Genomic DNA, 15269 nt, shown 5'->3' on the forward strand with positions numbered 1-15269 from the left:
TAGAAAAGTTTATCCGGGATAAAAGTTCGGGCAGACTATGAAGTTCAAATTCAAAGCCCCGTCGCAATGGAAATTGCGACGGGGCTTTTTGCATTACCGTCAGCCGACGAATTGCCACGGCGAGCCGCGACTACATCATTGATTGTGAACATTAGACGGGGTGCGCGGTTAACCTTCGTTCAGCTCAATTTTACCCATTGAGGTACTGACTTCGGTTATGTGTCGGCGACCGTAGACTTCGTATGTGCGGCTGCCGTCATCGCTTTCCGGTTTACGCAATGCCAGTTGCGCGAACAAACCATTCTTTTCGCTGTAACTGCCGAACCAGTCGATCAAAGCACCGATGTAACAATCATTGCCAATGAAGACCGGCAGGTCGGCGACTTTTTCAATGCTGTAATGCGCCGGGCCAAAGCTGTAGTAATCGTTTTCACCGGCGCCGGTAGCCGGAATAGGGCAGAGCGGTTCTTTTGAAGGGATAGCGGCGGTTTCATTTACTTTCGCCACTGCCAGATTGAGCGCTCGGTGCAGATCGGGTTCGAGTTCAAACGTGCTGTTGCCGTCATCTTTGTGTTGAAGAACGGGCACTTCGAGGTCGTAGCGATAACGGATCGTCATCGTAGGCACCTGGACGTTGATTTTCAGCGGGTTGAGCAAGTAGATCCGATCAGCGCCGTACTCGCTGTTTCGATAAGCCGCGTAAGTTTTGCCACGCAGGCTTATCCAGTCCACTGACTGATTGGCGCCGCGATCATTGGTGTAGAACAGCGAACTTTCAGGCTCAACAGAACGTTTGACGAACCGTTCTCCGTCGCGACGCCAGGTTTCCACATAGGTGAACAGACCGGTGCCCCCGGCGTAGGTATTCACAATTAGATCACGCTGCCCGTCGCCATCCAGATCCTGCAAGGTGTAAGAGGTCAGGCCGGTTTCGGCAGCGTCAGTGATCCGCGAAGCGGTCAACGCTCGCCATTCATTGGCAGTAACGCCTTTGGGCTGCGCTGTCGGAAAGTACGTTATCGAAGAGTCATCTTCATTGGCATCGCCGTGAAAACCGACGGCAGTCGTTTTGACGGCGAGCGCGGCGAGTGCCCGGTCCAGCGCAAATTCGGGATCATCTTTACTGGCGGCTTGAATGCGTTTTTGCAGATCGTCCAGCGCCTGTTCATCAAGGTCATCCGGTTGATAGGCAACCGCTGCCTGCCACTGCGCGCGTAACGCTTGCAGGCGCTCTTGATAGTGCTGGCTCAGGCACGAAACGTCTTCGGCGCATTCATTGCGGGCTTTTAACCACAGCCTTTGAGTGCGCTTGAGTTCAGCTTGTGCGGGAGCAGAGGCTTTGAATAAATCCCGATAAACCACACCCATCTGCGCATCCAGTTCATACAACTGATTGTTCGCGCAAACAGTGTTTTCGACGGCATTCGCCGCTTTTGTGCAATCCATTCCAGCCGCCATTGCCTGCTGAACAAACAGCAGAGCGCAGGCGGAAGCGATGTAGCGTCCTTTGATGTACACGATCTAAGCCTTGTAGTGGGAGGGTGTCCTAGTGCGCAGGGTAAAGGCTGGGTGAGGAATCTTGAAGCATCCGCTTCAGGGAACCGCACTTCTGGCCGATAACCCATTCGGTGACTTCAAAGTCGCGCGAAATCACTTGATAGCATTTGGCCGCCAGCTATCATCTGGGCGCCTGAAATTGCCCTCACTTCAATTGCCTGGAAATCTTCGATGCTGTCGTATCACCAAAAGAGTTTTCTGATCGTCGATGATTTCTCCGATTTCCGCAGTTCCGTTCGTTCGATGTTGCGTGAGCTCGGGGTCAAGGACGTCGATACCGCCGACACCGGTGAGCAGGCGCTGAAGATGTGCGCGCAGAAGTCTTACGATTTCATTCTGCAGGATTTCCATCTTGGCGACGGTAAGAAAAACGGCCAGCAGGTACTCGAAGACCTGATGCTGGAAAAGCTCATCAGCCATGAAGCGGTGTTTGTCATGGTCACCGCCGAAACCAGCCAGGCGATGGTACTCAGTGCCCTGGAGCACGAGCCGGATGCGTACCTGACCAAACCGTTCAACCGTTCCGGCCTCGCCCAGCGCCTGGAGCGTCTGGAGCAGCGCAAGACGTTGCTCAAACCGATTCTGCAGGCCCTCGACCGTGGCAAACCGGTCGAGGTGCTAAACGCTTGTATCGCCTTGTGCAAGCAGGACATCCGTTATTCGCCACTGTGCCTGCGCTACCGCGCTGATGCGCTGCGCGACCTGAACCAGAACGAAGCGCTGGAGCGCCTCTACGACAGCATCATTGCTGACCGCCCATTGCCGTGGGCATTTGCCGGATTGGGCAAGTTGCTGTTCAAGCGAGGTCAGGTCGCACAGGCTAAAGGCGTTTATGAGAAAGCGCTCAAGGTGTTCCCGATGATGCCGTCGCTGTATGACGGTATGGCCGATGTGCTGGTATCGGAGGGCGATACCAAAGGCGCGCAGCAGGTGCTCGAAGAGGCCATTCGTCTTTCGCCATTGGCGGTGCGCCGACAGGCATTGCTGGGCAAACTGGCGATGGCCAACGAGGATTTCGACACCGCTTCGCGTGCTTATCGTCAGGCAGTGTCGCAAGGTGCGCAATCGCGGTTCAAGGACCCGGAAAGTAACCTAGGTCTCGCTCACGCGTTGATCAGCAAGGGCAGCGAGCGCGGTCTCGACACGCGCACGCGTCTTGAGATCAACACCACCCTCAGCGCCGTGGCCAAAGAAAACCCGACCGATCCGGGCCTGCAGATTCGTGCACGTCTGATGAAAGCCACCAGCCTGCTCCTCAACGATGCCGAAACCGCCGACAAACTCACCGAGCAAGCGCTGATGCGTCTCGACGGCATGGAGCAGTTCATGAGTCCGGAAGCGGCGTTGCTGGTCGCCAAGCAATTGCAGATGCTCGGTCAGGCCGAGGCGGGCACCTCGATGCTCAAAAGCTGTGCGGAGATCTACGGTGACGACCCGGCGGTAATGAAAGACATCGCCAAGCTGACCGATGACCCGACTATTCTCAACTCCAGTAACGCTGCTGCCGACCTCAATCGTCAGGGCGTGCGAGTGTACAAGACCGGTAATCTGGTGGAGGCCCGCGAGGTCTTCCGCAAGGCGCTGAAGATGCAACCGAAGAACATCAGTATCGCCCTGAACATGGCCCAGTCGCTGCTCCACGGCACCGACACCAGTGTGCCGTCGGCGGAGCTGGAAGAATGTCGGGCCTGCCTGAAAATGGTCGGCCTGATGCCCGACACCGACGCGCGTTTTGCGCGTTATCAGAAGCTGAAAAGCAAGGCGTTTGGCGAATGAACCAAGACGAGCAGGCTCTGGATTTTTCCACGGTGATCGCCTCCACCGTCCACGACATGAAGAACTCGCTGGCCATGCTCATGCAGGCCCATAGCCAATGGCTGGCGCGCTTGCCTGAGGCGCAGCGCCAAGGCTCGGAGCAGGGTGTGATCGACTTCGAGTTCGCCCACCTCAATGGCATGCTGGTGCAGTTGCTCGGGCTGTATAAGCTCGGCGTCAACCAGATGCCGCTGCAACCGGCGTATCACGAACTGGACGACTTCATCGAGGCACAACTGGCGGCGCATCAAGAGGTGTTTGCCAGTCGCGGCATTATCGCCACCTATGAAGTCGACCCGCTAAGCCCGTTGGGTTTCTTCGACCGCGAACTGGTTGCCTCGGTGCTGGGTAACTGCATCAACAATGCGATTCGTTATGCCCGGGAATCCCTGCTGATTACCGTCAGCGACGAGGCCGGGCAACTGGTGCTGAGCATCAACGACGACGGCGACGGTTACCCGGTCGAGATGCTCGAGCGTCAGGCCGATTATGTGCAAGGCATCAACCACAGCAGCGGCAGCACCGGCCTCGGGTTGTATTTCGCCAATCGCATCGCGGCGCTGCATCAGCGCAACGGTGTCGAAGGTCGCACCGAAATCCGCAATGGCGGGCCATTGGGCGGCGGCGTCTTCAGCCTCTACCTACCCTGAACGCAAATCCCCTTGCAGGTGCTGCCGAAGGGAGCATTCGCGTTGTCTGTTTTTTTGTTTGACGCTGCTTGATATTCCGAACAGCCGAAGCCTATTTTGTACGGGTCGCCGTTCGCGGCTCGCACAATAACAAGGATTGCGTCATGACAACCGATGGCCAGCGTTCACTCGCGCAGCGATTGACGGGCATTGATGAGATTGAATGTGTCACGCCGGATTTGAACGGCGTACCACGGGGTAAAGTGATGACCGCCGAGGGTTTCCTCGAAGGGCGGCGTTTGCAGCTGGCGCGGGGAGTGCTGCTGCAATGCATCATGGGCGGTTACCCGGCAGCGCGTTTTTATGGCAGCGATGACGGAGACTTGGCGCTGGTCGCCGAGCCGACCCAGATCCATCGTTTGCCATGGAGCGACGACCCGCGAGCCCTGGCTATTTGCGACGCCGATGAACTGACCGGCGAAAGCTCCAATCTGTCGACCCGTGGCCAGTTGAAAGAAGTCATTGCCCGTTACGCCGAGCGCGGCCTGGCGCCGGTGGTGGCGACCGAGCTGGAATTCTTTGTCTTCGCGCCGAACACCGATCCGACCCAACCATTCCGGCCTCCCGTCGGTCTCGACGGTCGCCGCGAGGATGGCCAGTCCGCGTTCAGCATCAGCTCCAATAACGGTCTGCGGCCATTCTTCAACGAAGTCTATAAATGCATGGCCGCCCTCGGTCTGCCGCGCGATACCTTCATGCACGAGATGGGCGTCAGCCAGTTCGAGATCAATCTGCTGCACGGCGATCCGCTGTTACTCGCCGACCAGACCTTCCTGTTCAAGCACCTGCTCAAGGAAGTTGCGCTCAAGCATGGCCTGACCGTGGTCTGCATGGCCAAACCGCTGGCCCACACGCCGGGCAGTTCGATGCACATTCATCAGAGCATCGTCGAGATCGCCAGCGGCAAGAATGTCTTCAGTGATGCGCACGGTGAGCCGACCGCGATGTTCCGCCACTTCATCGGCGGTCAACAGGCGGGCATGGCCGATTTCACCGCACTGTTTGCACCCAATGTGAATTCCTATCAGCGCCTTTGCCATCCCTATGCATCGCCGAACAACGCGTGCTGGTCCCACGACAACCGTGCGGCTGGCCTGCGGATTCCGGCGAGTGCGGCGGTCGCTCGTCGGGTCGAAAACCGCTTGCCGGGAGCCGATGCCAATCCGTATCTGGCGATCGCCGCCAGTCTGGCTGCCGGTTTGCATGGTATCGAGCACGAGCTGGAACCGAGCGAAGCCATTCAGGGCGAGTTCGAGGTGCCGGACAATCTCTCGCTGCCGTGTACTTTGCATGCCGCACTCGAACGTCTGAAACGTAGCCCATTGGCGAGGGAACTGTTCGGACAGGAGTTCATCGAAGGCTACATCGCTTCGAAGACCATGGAGTTGACCAGCTTCTTTGATGAAATCACTCCCTGGGAACGGCGTGTTCTAGCAGCCCAGGCCTGACGAACTGTCGCCACCGGGCTATCGTTTTGATAGTCCGGTCTTTACTGCAAGGAGCCGCTCGGAACGCCGATGCGCCAAATCTGGAAATCCTTTCGAGCGTTGTATTTCGCCTCGCTGATGATGTTGATCGGCTCGGGCCTTCTATCCACTTATCTGGCCTTGCGTCTGGCCGCTGACAATGTCGATGGACTGTGGGTCGGTGCGCTGATGGCGGCCAACTATTTCGGTCTGGTGCTGGGTGGCAAGATCGGTCACCGACTGATTGCCCGGGTCGGGCATATCCGCGCTTATTCTGCGTGTGCCGGGATTGTCGGGGCGGCGGTGCTGGGCCATGGGCTGGTCGATTGGCTGCCGGCGTGGCTGGTGCTGCGGACCATCGTCGGTCTGGGCATGATGTGCCAGTACATGGTGATCGAGAGCTGGCTCAACGAGCAGGCGGATGCCAATCAGCGAGGTCTGGTGTTCAGCGGTTACATGATCGCTTCGTACCTGGGCCTGGTGCTCGGTCAACTGATTCTGGTCATGCATCCGGGCTTGGGCCTGGAACTGCTGATGCTGGTCGCGCTGTGCTTTGCGCTGTGTCTGGTACCGGTGACGTTGACTCGGCGGATTCACCCGGCGCCCCTGCATCCGGCACCGATGGAACCGCGCTTCTTTATCAAGCGCGTGCCGCAGTCGTTGAGTACGGTGCTCGGTGCCGGTTTGATCATCGGTTCGTTCTATGGTCTGGCGCCGCTGTATGCCTCGCAACAAGGCCTGTCGACCGAGCAAGTCGGTCTGTTCATGGGTAGCTGCATTTTTGCTGGTTTGTTGGTGCAGTGGCCGTTGGGCTGGTTGTCCGATCGTTATGACCGGGCGCTGCTGATTCGCTGCTTTGCCGGGTTCCTGGCGGTGGCGGCGTTGCCGTTGGCGGTGCTGCCGCAGGTGCCGCTGGAGGTGCTGTTCGGGGTTGGATTCCTGTGCTCACTGGTGCAGTTCTGCCTGTATCCGCTGGCGGTGGCGTTCTCCAATGACCATGTGGAAGGTGATCGGCGGGTGTCGCTGACGGCGATGCTGTTGGTGACTTACGGTGTTGGAGCGAGCATCGGACCGTTGCTGGCGGGCGTGCTGATGAAACTGTTCGGCAGTCAGAGCCTTTATGCGTTCTTCAGCTTCTTCGCGCTGGTGCTGGTGTGGCGGATCCGGCCGAAAGCCGTGACCAATCTGCATCAGGTCGACGACGCGCCACTGCATCACGTGGCCATGCCCGACAGTATGTCCAGCTCGCCACTGGTGGCGGCCCTCGACCCTCGAGTAGACGAGCAGGTGGTGCAGGAGCAGATGGTGCAGGACCCTTTGCAGGCGCCGACAACGCCTGAGCCTGAGCCTGAAGCCGATGCGCAGCCAGAGCTTGCAGCAGAAGCGGAGCCTGATAGTGGCAGCGACAAGCCTGCTCCGGATCTCAGTGGCGGCAGACCTTGAACTGAACAAAACGCATGGCGCATAAAAAAGGGCAGCCCTGGGCTGCCCTTTTTATTGGCCGGACGAATCAGAGATCGTCTTTGTCGAAACGGCGTGCCTCACGTTGCAGCTGATACACAAAACGCTCAACGTTGCGCGCGGCCTGACCACTGATGTTGTGGAAACGCAGGCCGGCGAAGGTGATGTTGAGTTTTTCTTCGAAGTGCAGATAACGCAGTTCGACGGAGGTCGGCTGGTTGCCGAACAGCGGCGGGGCAATCAGGCGGTCATAGACCTGGCCCAGTTGCAGACGATCGGTGATATCGCCTTCGAAACGCAGCTTGCAGCCGGTCGCGGAAATATCCAGCAGTTTGCCGTTGATCGGCGCCTTGAGCTTTTCGCCGCCCAGTTCAACGCTGACCAGATCAGTCAGTTTTAGCGCGGCGCGGAAAGCATTGCGGCGCTGGTGGTAAACCACTTCGGTCGGTAGCTCGCCGGTGTAGAAACGGTCGCCGTCGGATTCTTCAATGTTCAGCGCGCCGTTGCATTCCCAGGCGATACGAACGCCGTCGTGAAAACCTTCGACCTTGAACGGCTCGCCGGCCAGCAGAAAGCGTTCGCCATCACGCGGGATCATCTCGTCCAGTGCGATCGAAGCGCTGTCGCGGTCGACTTTGATCAGATAGCTCTGGAAGCGCTGGCTGCGCTCATGAAAGGTAATGATCAGCGGATCGTGGCTTTCTTGCAGCTGGCGCAGGTTGCTGGAGATTTCCAGTGGCGTGGTGAGCACCTTAGGGGGCTGCGGAGCATCATCCGCGCTGAGGGCGTTGGACACGGTTAATCAATCTCCAGACAAAATATGACGACTAGCCAGCATTTTGCCAGCATGTTCCGCGGGTTGATAGAGCTGGCGCATCAACGGCTCATGCCTGGCTGAGCGGACGCGGTATGGCGGGTTTGGCAAAGGTGCCACTGGCGTTATAAAGCGCTGGCGCTTCACCGCCGGTGAGGATCTTCAGCTGATTGGCCGTGGCGGCCTGCTGGATCTGAATGGACTGGCCATTCTTGACGTTGGCGGCCTGGCATTGAGCGATCAGATCGGTCAATGCATCGCCTTGCGTCAACAGCTGCTCGCCAATGCTCGACTGGCTGGCCAGTTGCACAAGGCCTGTACGATCAGTCGGCAGGTTGAGGCTGGCGAGGATTTCGCTGCGTTTGCGGCCATGCTGTTCAAGCAGAATGATCAATGCCTGTTTGTGCGCCAGAATTTCTTCCAGCAGGGGCATGTCGCGACCGTGCAACGCGAGAGATTCGGTTTGCAGCAACTCCAGCAATTGTTGAGCTGGAGCAAAGTCGTCGTTGATCAGTTGCAATAAATTAGTGTCGTGCATGGCTGGCCTTGGGTGTTAAGCGTCCAAAAGCCTCGCGCCGGCAAAGGCCTAGCGCTGGGCTTCGAAGTTGAGCAGTTTGCTGGCTACACGGTTGCTGTCGACTTTATAGCTGCCATCGGCAATCGCGGCTTTCAACTCGGCCACACGGGCTTTGTCGACAGCAGGTTGATCGCGCAGCTTGTCAGTGACCTTCTGCAACTGTTGAGCCTCATTACTGAGGTGTACCGATTCCCCGCTTTTTGCGGTACTGGCCGTTTCGGCCTGGGTATTCAGCGGCGCGGAGGTGCCGGTTTCGGCGGTTTCCTTGGCGTTGCTGGTACGTGTACTGCCCGTAAGTGACGAGGAGCTGTTCAAACGGCTGAAATCGATGACCATGATAAAAAACCTCTGGGAATTTGGACGCTTGCCATGTTTTCGGCCATCCCCTGGAAAACTTTAGGCACATTTACAATGAGCCTTGCATGCGCCGGCGCGTGTCCTGCTGCGGCACAGTTTAGGGAACAGCCGGGGCTAGCGCCAGTTTTCTACATCGCCACTTCCACTTGGCCCGGCGCGGTGACTTGCGCCTTGATGACCCGTTGCGAGTTGAGGTTTTTCACCCGGATCTGTTCTTTCAAACCGCCATTGGCCAGCGCTTCACCGGGCATGCGCACGGCGAGCGTGCCGCTGCGCGCAGTGATGACCACTTGATCGCCCTTGCGAATGACTTCGGCCTGTTCCAGATGAACCAGGGTAATGACCTGATCGGCTACCGTTGGTCGGGTCAATTTCTGCCCGATCGCTTCGTCTACCGAGGTCAGAAAGCCTTGGTTGATCGTGCTCACGTCGCGCTCTCGCAGGGTCACGTCCTGTGGCTCGATAATCCCTGCGCGTTTCAGCGGTCGGGTAGTTGTCACAATCTCGCGAAACAGGCGGACTTGAGCGGGCACGAACACGGTCCAGGGCGAGGCGCCCTCACAGCGGACCTTCACGGTAACCCGGCCCAACGGACGTGCCGGGCTCTCCAGAGTCGCTGTCAATTCCTTGTCGCACATAGGCATGCGCATACGCGGGTCGAGCTGGTTTACTTCGATTTCATAGCGGCCTTCCGTTTGACTGGTAGCCAGATAGTCTTCTACGGTGAATTCAAGAAAGCCCTGAGTGACGCCGATAAGCATGTCAGGCAAGGTAACCGCATCAGCAATGGCAGGGCTGCCAGCGAAAAAGCAGCAAATGGCGCACGCGGCACCAAGCCCTTTGCGAAGGGGTGATGTCAGGCGTCGGAAAAATGTCGTTTGAGCGTTCATACGAGTTAAAAAGCAAGCGCCGTGCCGTTTAGCAATGAATGTGCGTCGCAACAACACTTGGCGTTGGTGTAGGAGTCTGGGCATGGCTGGTGTAATGGATTCGGTGAACCAGCGCACGCAACTGGTAGGGCAGAATCGCCTGGAGCTGTTGTTGTTCCGTCTCGACGGTCAGCAGCTCTATGGAATCAACGTGTTCAAGGTGCGGGAAGTGTTGCAGTGCCCGTCGCTGACGTTGATGCCCAAGTCCAGTCCTGTCGTGTGCGGGGTGGCAAATATCCGGGGGGCGACCATTCCGATCCTTGATCTGGCAATGGCCACCGGTTCCGGAGCGTTGAAAGACAAGAACAACCCGTTCGTGATCATCACGGAGTACAACACCAAGACCCAGGGTTTCCTGGTCCGCTCGGTGGAGCGCATCGTCAACATGAACTGGGAAGAGATTCATCCACCACCCAAGGGCACGGGTCGCGATCATTACTTGACCGCTGTGACTCGGGTGGACAATCAGTTAGTCGAAATCATCGACGTCGAGAAAGTGCTGGCGGAAGTTGCGCCGACACCGGAAGCGATTTCGGTGGGCGTGGTCGATGTCGAGACCCAGACCAAAGCACTGTCGTTGCGTGTCTTGACGGTCGATGACTCGTCGGTGGCGCGCAAGCAGGTCACGCGTTGTCTGCAGACCATCGGTGTCGAAGTGGTGGCGCTGAACGACGGCAAACAGGCGCTGGATTACCTGCGCAAGCTGGTCGATGAGGGCAAGAAGCCGGAAGAAGAGTTCCTGATGATGATTTCCGACATCGAGATGCCGGAGATGGACGGGTACACCCTGACGGCGGAAATCCGCGGCGACGCACGCATGCAAAAGCTTCATATCATCCTGCATACTTCGTTGTCGGGGGTATTCAATCAGGCGATGGTCAAGAAAGTCGGTGCCGATGACTTTTTGGCCAAATTCCGCCCTGATGACCTCGCATCCCGGGTAGTCGACCGGATCAAAGCAGCAGATATCAGCTAGGGGCGTTTTGTCCCTGGCGGTCAACACGATTTAAGAGGCGGCATCATTGTCTACGGGTAATTTGGATTTCGAACAGTTCCGGGTCTTCCTGGAAAAAGCCTGTGGCATTCTGCTCGGTGAAAACAAGCAGTACCTGGTCTCGAGCCGTCTCAACAAACTGATGGAGCAGCAAGGCATCAAATCCCTGGGTGAGCTGGTTCAGCGCATCCAGACCCAGCCGCGCAGCGGTTTGCGCGAGCAAGTGGTCGATGCCATGACGACTAACGAAACCCTGTGGTTTCGTGACACCTATCCGTTTGAAGTCTTGAAGAACAAGGTGCTGCCTGAAGCAATCAAAGCCAGCCCCAACCAGCGTCTGCGGATCTGGTCGGCAGCGTGCTCGTCGGGCCAGGAACCGTACTCGCTGTCGATGTCGATCGACGAGTTCGAGCGGTCCAACCTTGGCCAGTTGAAGATGGGCGTGCAGATTGTTGCGACCGACCTGTCCGGCCTCATGCTGACCAACTGCAAGACTGGCGAGTACGACAGCCTGGCCATCGGTCGCGGTTTGTCGCCGGAACGTCTGCAGCGTTACTTCGACCCGAAAGGGCCGGGGCGCTGGGTAATCAAGGCGCCGATCAAGAACCGCGTGGAGTTCCGCTCGTTCAACCTGCTCGACAGCTATGCCGCGCTGGGCAAGTTCGACATCGTGTTCTGCCGCAACGTGTTGATCTACTTCTCTGCCGAAGTGAAGAAAGACATTCTGTTGCGCATTCACAGCACGTTGAAGCCGGGCGGTTATCTGTTCCTTGGCGCTTCCGAGGCGCTGAACGGTTTGCCGGACCATTACCAGATGGTGCAGTGCAGCCCGGGGATCATTTACCAGGCGAAGTGAAGCATGCGGAAAAAAGGGAGCCCTCAAGGGCTCCTTTTTTTTGCCGCAGGCTTCACGTAGGAGCTGCCGAAGGCTGCGATCTTTTGATTTTGTTTTTTAAGAACAAGATCAAAAGATCGTCCGATCGCGGCCCGAGCCTTCGGCAGCTCCTACAGGGGGAGGTGTTAACAGGAAGAAGCGGCAGAAAAGCGGCATCCGGCGGAAACCGGTTGCCGCTTTTCTGGCATTGCCGCTTTGCCGACTCCCGGCAAAGCCCCGGTTTATGTGGGTTTTGTGGTTTGGCACGGCGCTTGCTAAAGCTCAGTTACGAAAAACCGGTCACCTGAAGGTTCCCGACATGAGCATCAGCTTCGATAAAGCGCTCGGCATTCACGAAAAGGCATTGGGCTTCCGCGCCCAGCGTGCCGAAGTGCTGGCCAACAACATCGCCAACGCCGATACCCCGAACTACAAGGCGCGGGATCTGGACTTCTCCAAAGTGCTTGAAGCACAGACCCAGAAAAATGCGAACGGCACCATCGCCCTGAACATGACCAACAGCCGTCACATCGAAGCTGAAGGCCTGGGCAACGGCGACGAATCGCTGATGTATCGCACGCCGATGCAACCTTCGATCGACCAGAACACCGTGGACGCCCAACTGGAACAGTCGAACTACGCGGAAAACGCCGTCGGCTTCCAGGCCAGCTTCACCCTGCTCAACAGCAAATTCAAAGGGCTGGTGTCAGCCCTGCGCGGAGAGTAATCCATGTCCCTGTCCAGCGTTTTCAACATTGCCGGCAGCGGCATGAGCGCACAGACCACGCGTCTGAACACCGTGGCCTCGAACATCGCCAACGCCGAAACCGTCTCCTCGAGCATCGATCAGACCTATCGCGCCCGTCACCCGGTGTTCGCCACCATGTTCCAGGGCGGCCAGAACAGCGGCAGCAATTCGCTGTTCCAGAGCCAGGACGCGGCCGGTCAAGGCGTACAGGTGCTCGGGGTGGTCGAAGACCAGAGCAACCTCGAAGCGCGCTACGAGCCGAACCATCCGGCGGCCGACGCCAAAGGCTACGTCTACTACCCGAACGTCAACGTGGTGGAAGAAATGGCTGACATGATTTCCGCGAGCCGGTCCTTCCAGACCAACGCCGAAATGATGAACACCGCCAAAACCATGATGCAGAAAGTACTGACCCTCGGTCAGTAATAAGGGGCGACGGCCATGAGTGTTTCCGATACCACCAGCAGCTTGAGCATGAATGACATCCTGGCGAACTCGTCGAAAAAGACCAGTTCGACCACCGGTGGCATTGCTTCGGCCACTAACAGCGCCACCGGCGGCCAGGCCCTGGGCAAGGACGCGTTCCTGCAATTGCTGGTCACCCAGCTGAAAAACCAGAACCCGCTTGATCCGCAGGACAACAGCGCCTTCGTTGCGCAGTTGGCGCAGTTCAGCAGCCTGGAAGGCATCACCACGCTGAACAGCACGGTCAGTTCGCTGGCCGGCAACTACAACTCCTCGCAAGCGTTGCAGGCTTCGTCGCTGGTGGGTCGCAATGTGATCGTGCAGACCAACTCGGTTCAGCTCGACGATCCGAGCAAAGGCATGACCGGTTCGGTCACCGTTCCGTCGTCGATCGCCGGCGGCACCGTGAGCATTACCGACAGCAGCGGCGCGGTGGTTCGCACCATCGATCTGGGCAGTCGCGCCGCAGGCGCCGCGAGCTTCACTTGGGACGGCAAGGATAAGGACGGCAATCTGGTCAAGACCGGTACCTATACCGTCAAGGCCAACGCATCGATCAATGGTACCTCGACCGATATGGCGACCTACCTGCCGGCCACCGTCACTAGCGTGACGATCAGCCAGACCGGCGGCGAGCTGATGCTCAACCTGTCCGGCAAGGGCACCGTTGCCCTGTCCAAAGTACAAACCATTGGTATATAGAGCCGATTAACCCGGCACAAAGGAGTGGAATATGTCTTTCAATATCGGCCTTAGCGGTCTCTATGCAGCCAACAAACAACTGGACGTGACCGGCAACAACATCGCCAACGTTGCGACCGCCGGTTTCAAATCGTCCCGTGCAGAATTCGAAGACGTCTACTCGGCCACTCGCCTGGGTAGCGGCAGCAAAGTGATCGGCAACGGCGTGCGCCTGGCCAACGTTTCCCAGCAGTTCACCCAGGGTGACATCAACAACACCGGTAACGTGCTGGACATGGGCATCAACGGTTCGGGCTTCTTCACCATGAGCAACAACGGCTCGGTGTCCTACACCCGTGCCGGTACGTTCAAGGTCGACAACGCCGGTTACATCACCAACACCGACTACACCTCGCGCCTGCAGGGTTACGGTGTGGACGCCAACGGCAAGATCATCAACGGCGTTTTGACCGACCTGAAGATCGATACGTCGAACCTGGCGCCGAAATCGACTTCGTTGGTGACGTCGAGCATCAACTTGAACTCGACTGCGTCGGTGATCGTTGATACCGGCACCAACGCCGTCAAGTTCGACCCAAGCAAGCTTGAGACGTACACGAAGAGCTTTAGCACTCCGATCTATGACACGCAGGGCAACTCGCATGTTATGGACCAGTACGTGGTTAAAACTGGCGAGAACACCTGGAAGGTGTACACTCTGGTCGATGGCCGTAACCCGGATGCAGCCGGTAGCGATCCAACCAAGGTCGATCCGGTTGCTTCGACGCTGACGTTTGACAGCTCTGGCAATTTGACTCAGGTCAGCACGCCGAGCACTCTGCCGCCACCGAACCCGAACCCGATCATCAGCAGCGACTTGAAACTGACCGGCTGGAAGCCGGGCACAGTGGTCAACGGTACGTTCACGCCTAACGGTGCGTCTGCCAACCCGGCCGGTATTACCATTTCGATGGCCAAGACCACTCAGTACAACGCTGACACCGCGCGTTCGATTCCGACTCAGGACGGTTACGCCACTGGCCAGATCACCAACCTGACCATCGACGGCACCGGTACGCTGTTTGCCAACTTCAGCAACAACCAGAGCAAGGCCATCGGCCAGGTTGCACTGGCCAGCTTCACCAACGAACAAGGCCTGCAGGCTATCGGTGGCACCAGCTGGAAAGAGACGTTTGCTTCGGGTATCCCGGGCTACGATGCACCGGAAACCGGTACCTTGGGTTCGGTTGTTTCCAACTCGCTGGAAGAGTCGAACGTTAACCTGACCAACGAGCTGGTAGACCTGATCAAAGGCCAGAGCAACTATCAGGCGAACGCCAAGACTATTTCCACTCAGAGCACCATCATGCAGACCATCATTCAGATGACTTGATGTGATTCGATAGCTGCATTGAAAACCGACGCCTTGAGCGTCGGTTTTTTTATGCGTGTCACTAAATTTACATTCACCAATTAACCGTTTGTCTGAATTTATGGTGTGGAAGTTGCAGTCCTGCCTGGCAAAGGACCTTGGCGTCAAAACTTCGCACGACCTGCTTCATTGGGCCATGACACTGGATGGCGATATGGAAGTCAGGAAGCTTCTACCTGGTTTTTCAACCGTAGTTTCCAACACAAAAACACAAGGACGATGTAATGGCGATAATCAACGGGACCGCTGGTGCCGATAATCTGCTCGGTACTGCGGGCGATGATCAGATACGCGGTTTGGCGGGTAATGATGTCTTGAATGGTGGGGCAGGTAATGATCTGTTGATCGGCGGCGATGGCGCCGATCAACTGATTGGCGGTGCCGGCTTCGACACCGTCAGCTATGAAGAT

Annotated in this window: 16 protein-coding genes; 11 read left to right on the forward strand and 5 right to left on the reverse strand. The window is 57.6% G+C overall.

What is annotated here, in order from left to right; genetic code table 11:
- Positions 1-168 precede the first annotated feature (168 nt).
- Positions 169-1446 carry a lysozyme inhibitor LprI family protein gene (locus ACM6IN_RS18420; protein ID WP_414916492.1) on the reverse strand — a complete coding sequence of 426 codons (1278 nt, stop codon included), beginning with the start codon at positions 1444-1446 and terminating at the stop codon, positions 169-171.
- 282 nt (positions 1447-1728) lie between these two features.
- On the opposite strand from ACM6IN_RS18420, the gene ACM6IN_RS18425 reads away from it, so the two are divergent.
- The 4 genes from ACM6IN_RS18425 (at position 1729) to ACM6IN_RS18440 (ending at position 6970) form a co-directional block, all read left to right on the forward strand.
- The gene (locus ACM6IN_RS18425; protein ID WP_414893964.1) at positions 1729-3333 is read left to right on the forward strand and encodes a response regulator; all 1605 of its coding nucleotides are present in this window, start codon (positions 1729-1731) and stop codon (positions 3331-3333) included.
- The gene (locus ACM6IN_RS18430; RefSeq protein WP_095114524.1) at positions 3330-4022 is read left to right on the forward strand and encodes a sensor histidine kinase; all 693 of its coding nucleotides are present in this window, start codon (positions 3330-3332) and stop codon (positions 4020-4022) included. Before ACM6IN_RS18425 ends, ACM6IN_RS18430 begins: the two co-directional genes overlap by 4 nt.
- A 245-nt stretch (positions 4023-4267) precedes the next feature.
- On the forward strand, positions 4268-5509 hold the full coding sequence (locus ACM6IN_RS18435; protein ID WP_414916495.1) for a glutamine synthetase family protein: 1242 nt from the start codon (positions 4268-4270) through the stop codon (positions 5507-5509).
- A 69-nt stretch (positions 5510-5578) separates the two neighbouring features.
- On the forward strand, positions 5579-6970 hold the full coding sequence (locus ACM6IN_RS18440) for an MFS transporter (protein ID WP_123376399.1): 1392 nt from the start codon (positions 5579-5581) through the stop codon (positions 6968-6970).
- A 67-nt stretch (positions 6971-7037) separates the two neighbouring features.
- Here ACM6IN_RS18440 and ACM6IN_RS18445 read toward each other — a convergent pair whose 3' ends face one another.
- The 4 genes from ACM6IN_RS18445 to flgA all read right to left on the reverse strand — a co-directional run bounded on the left by ACM6IN_RS18445 (position 7038) and on the right by flgA (position 9626).
- Positions 7038-7784: a flagellar brake protein gene (locus ACM6IN_RS18445; protein WP_414916493.1), complete on the reverse strand. Its 747-nt coding sequence runs from the start codon at positions 7782-7784 to the stop codon at positions 7038-7040.
- Positions 7785-7872: 88 nt separating this feature from the next.
- Entirely contained in the window at positions 7873-8340 is a 468-nt protein-coding gene (locus ACM6IN_RS18450) for a flagella synthesis protein FlgN (RefSeq protein WP_007917598.1), read from the reverse strand.
- Positions 8341-8388: 48 nt separating this feature from the next.
- A complete protein-coding gene (gene flgM / locus ACM6IN_RS18455) occupies positions 8389-8715 on the reverse strand; it encodes a flagellar biosynthesis anti-sigma factor FlgM (protein WP_123376398.1) in 327 nt (108 codons plus the stop codon).
- A 149-nt stretch (positions 8716-8864) separates the two neighbouring features.
- Positions 8865-9626, reverse strand: a complete 762-nt coding sequence (gene flgA / locus ACM6IN_RS18460) for a flagellar basal body P-ring formation chaperone FlgA (protein ID WP_414916496.1) — start codon at positions 9624-9626, stop codon at positions 8865-8867.
- 82 nt (positions 9627-9708) lie between these two features.
- Here flgA and ACM6IN_RS18465 point away from each other — a divergent pair, with 82 nt between their 5' ends.
- The 7 genes from ACM6IN_RS18465 to ACM6IN_RS18495 form a co-directional block, all read left to right on the forward strand.
- A complete protein-coding gene (locus tag ACM6IN_RS18465) occupies positions 9709-10641 on the forward strand; it encodes a chemotaxis protein CheV (protein ID WP_007917585.1) in 933 nt (310 codons plus the stop codon).
- Between the two features lie 46 nt (positions 10642-10687).
- Complete coding sequence (cheR, locus tag ACM6IN_RS18470; RefSeq protein WP_007917583.1) at positions 10688-11515, forward strand: protein-glutamate O-methyltransferase CheR; 828 nt, start codon at positions 10688-10690, stop codon at positions 11513-11515.
- 337 nt (positions 11516-11852) lie between these two features.
- The gene (gene flgB, locus ACM6IN_RS18475; protein ID WP_007917581.1) at positions 11853-12260 is read left to right on the forward strand and encodes a flagellar basal body rod protein FlgB; all 408 of its coding nucleotides are present in this window, start codon (positions 11853-11855) and stop codon (positions 12258-12260) included.
- Between the two features lie 3 nt (positions 12261-12263).
- Entirely contained in the window at positions 12264-12707 is a 444-nt protein-coding gene (gene flgC, locus ACM6IN_RS18480) for a flagellar basal body rod protein FlgC (RefSeq protein ID WP_003227217.1), read from the forward strand.
- Positions 12708-12722: 15 nt separating this feature from the next.
- Positions 12723-13448 carry a flagellar hook assembly protein FlgD gene (gene flgD, locus ACM6IN_RS18485; RefSeq protein WP_007917578.1) on the forward strand — a complete coding sequence of 242 codons (726 nt, stop codon included), beginning with the start codon at positions 12723-12725 and terminating at the stop codon, positions 13446-13448.
- A gap of 31 nt (positions 13449-13479) precedes the next feature.
- On the forward strand, positions 13480-14820 hold the full coding sequence (flgE, locus tag ACM6IN_RS18490; RefSeq protein WP_123376396.1) for a flagellar hook protein FlgE: 1341 nt from the start codon (positions 13480-13482) through the stop codon (positions 14818-14820).
- Between the two features lie 263 nt (positions 14821-15083).
- On the forward strand, positions 15084-15269 hold a 186-nt coding region (locus ACM6IN_RS18495), incomplete at its 3' end, for a calcium-binding protein (RefSeq protein WP_414916494.1).

It is taken from the genome of Pseudomonas sp. IT-P395, assembly GCF_949767675.1.
GTDB lineage: Bacteria > Pseudomonadota > Gammaproteobacteria > Pseudomonadales > Pseudomonadaceae > Aquipseudomonas.

Coding starts and splice junctions, on each gene's coding strand:
- ACM6IN_RS18420 (WP_414916492.1), bottom strand. CDS start 1,446: ATGGATTGCACAAAAGCGGCGAATGCCGTCGAAAACACTGTTTGCGCG.
- flgC (WP_003227217.1), top strand. CDS start 12,264: ATGTCCCTGTCCAGCGTTTTCAACATTGCCGGCAGCGGCATGAGCGCA.
- ACM6IN_RS18440 (WP_123376399.1), top strand. CDS start 5,579: ATGCGCCAAATCTGGAAATCCTTTCGAGCGTTGTATTTCGCCTCGCTG.
- flgA (WP_414916496.1), bottom strand. CDS start 9,626: ATGAACGCTCAAACGACATTTTTCCGACGCCTGACATCACCCCTTCGC.
- flgE (WP_123376396.1), top strand. CDS start 13,480: ATGTCTTTCAATATCGGCCTTAGCGGTCTCTATGCAGCCAACAAACAA.
- ACM6IN_RS18465 (WP_007917585.1), top strand. CDS start 9,709: ATGGCTGGTGTAATGGATTCGGTGAACCAGCGCACGCAACTGGTAGGG.
- ACM6IN_RS18450 (WP_007917598.1), bottom strand. CDS start 8,340: ATGCACGACACTAATTTATTGCAACTGATCAACGACGACTTTGCTCCA.
- ACM6IN_RS18425 (WP_414893964.1), top strand. CDS start 1,729: ATGCTGTCGTATCACCAAAAGAGTTTTCTGATCGTCGATGATTTCTCC.
- flgB (WP_007917581.1), top strand. CDS start 11,853: ATGAGCATCAGCTTCGATAAAGCGCTCGGCATTCACGAAAAGGCATTG.
- flgM (WP_123376398.1), bottom strand. CDS start 8,715: ATGGTCATCGATTTCAGCCGTTTGAACAGCTCCTCGTCACTTACGGGC.
- ACM6IN_RS18435 (WP_414916495.1), top strand. CDS start 4,268: ATGACCGCCGAGGGTTTCCTCGAAGGGCGGCGTTTGCAGCTGGCGCGG.
- flgD (WP_007917578.1), top strand. CDS start 12,723: ATGAGTGTTTCCGATACCACCAGCAGCTTGAGCATGAATGACATCCTG.
- ACM6IN_RS18430 (WP_095114524.1), top strand. CDS start 3,330: ATGAACCAAGACGAGCAGGCTCTGGATTTTTCCACGGTGATCGCCTCC.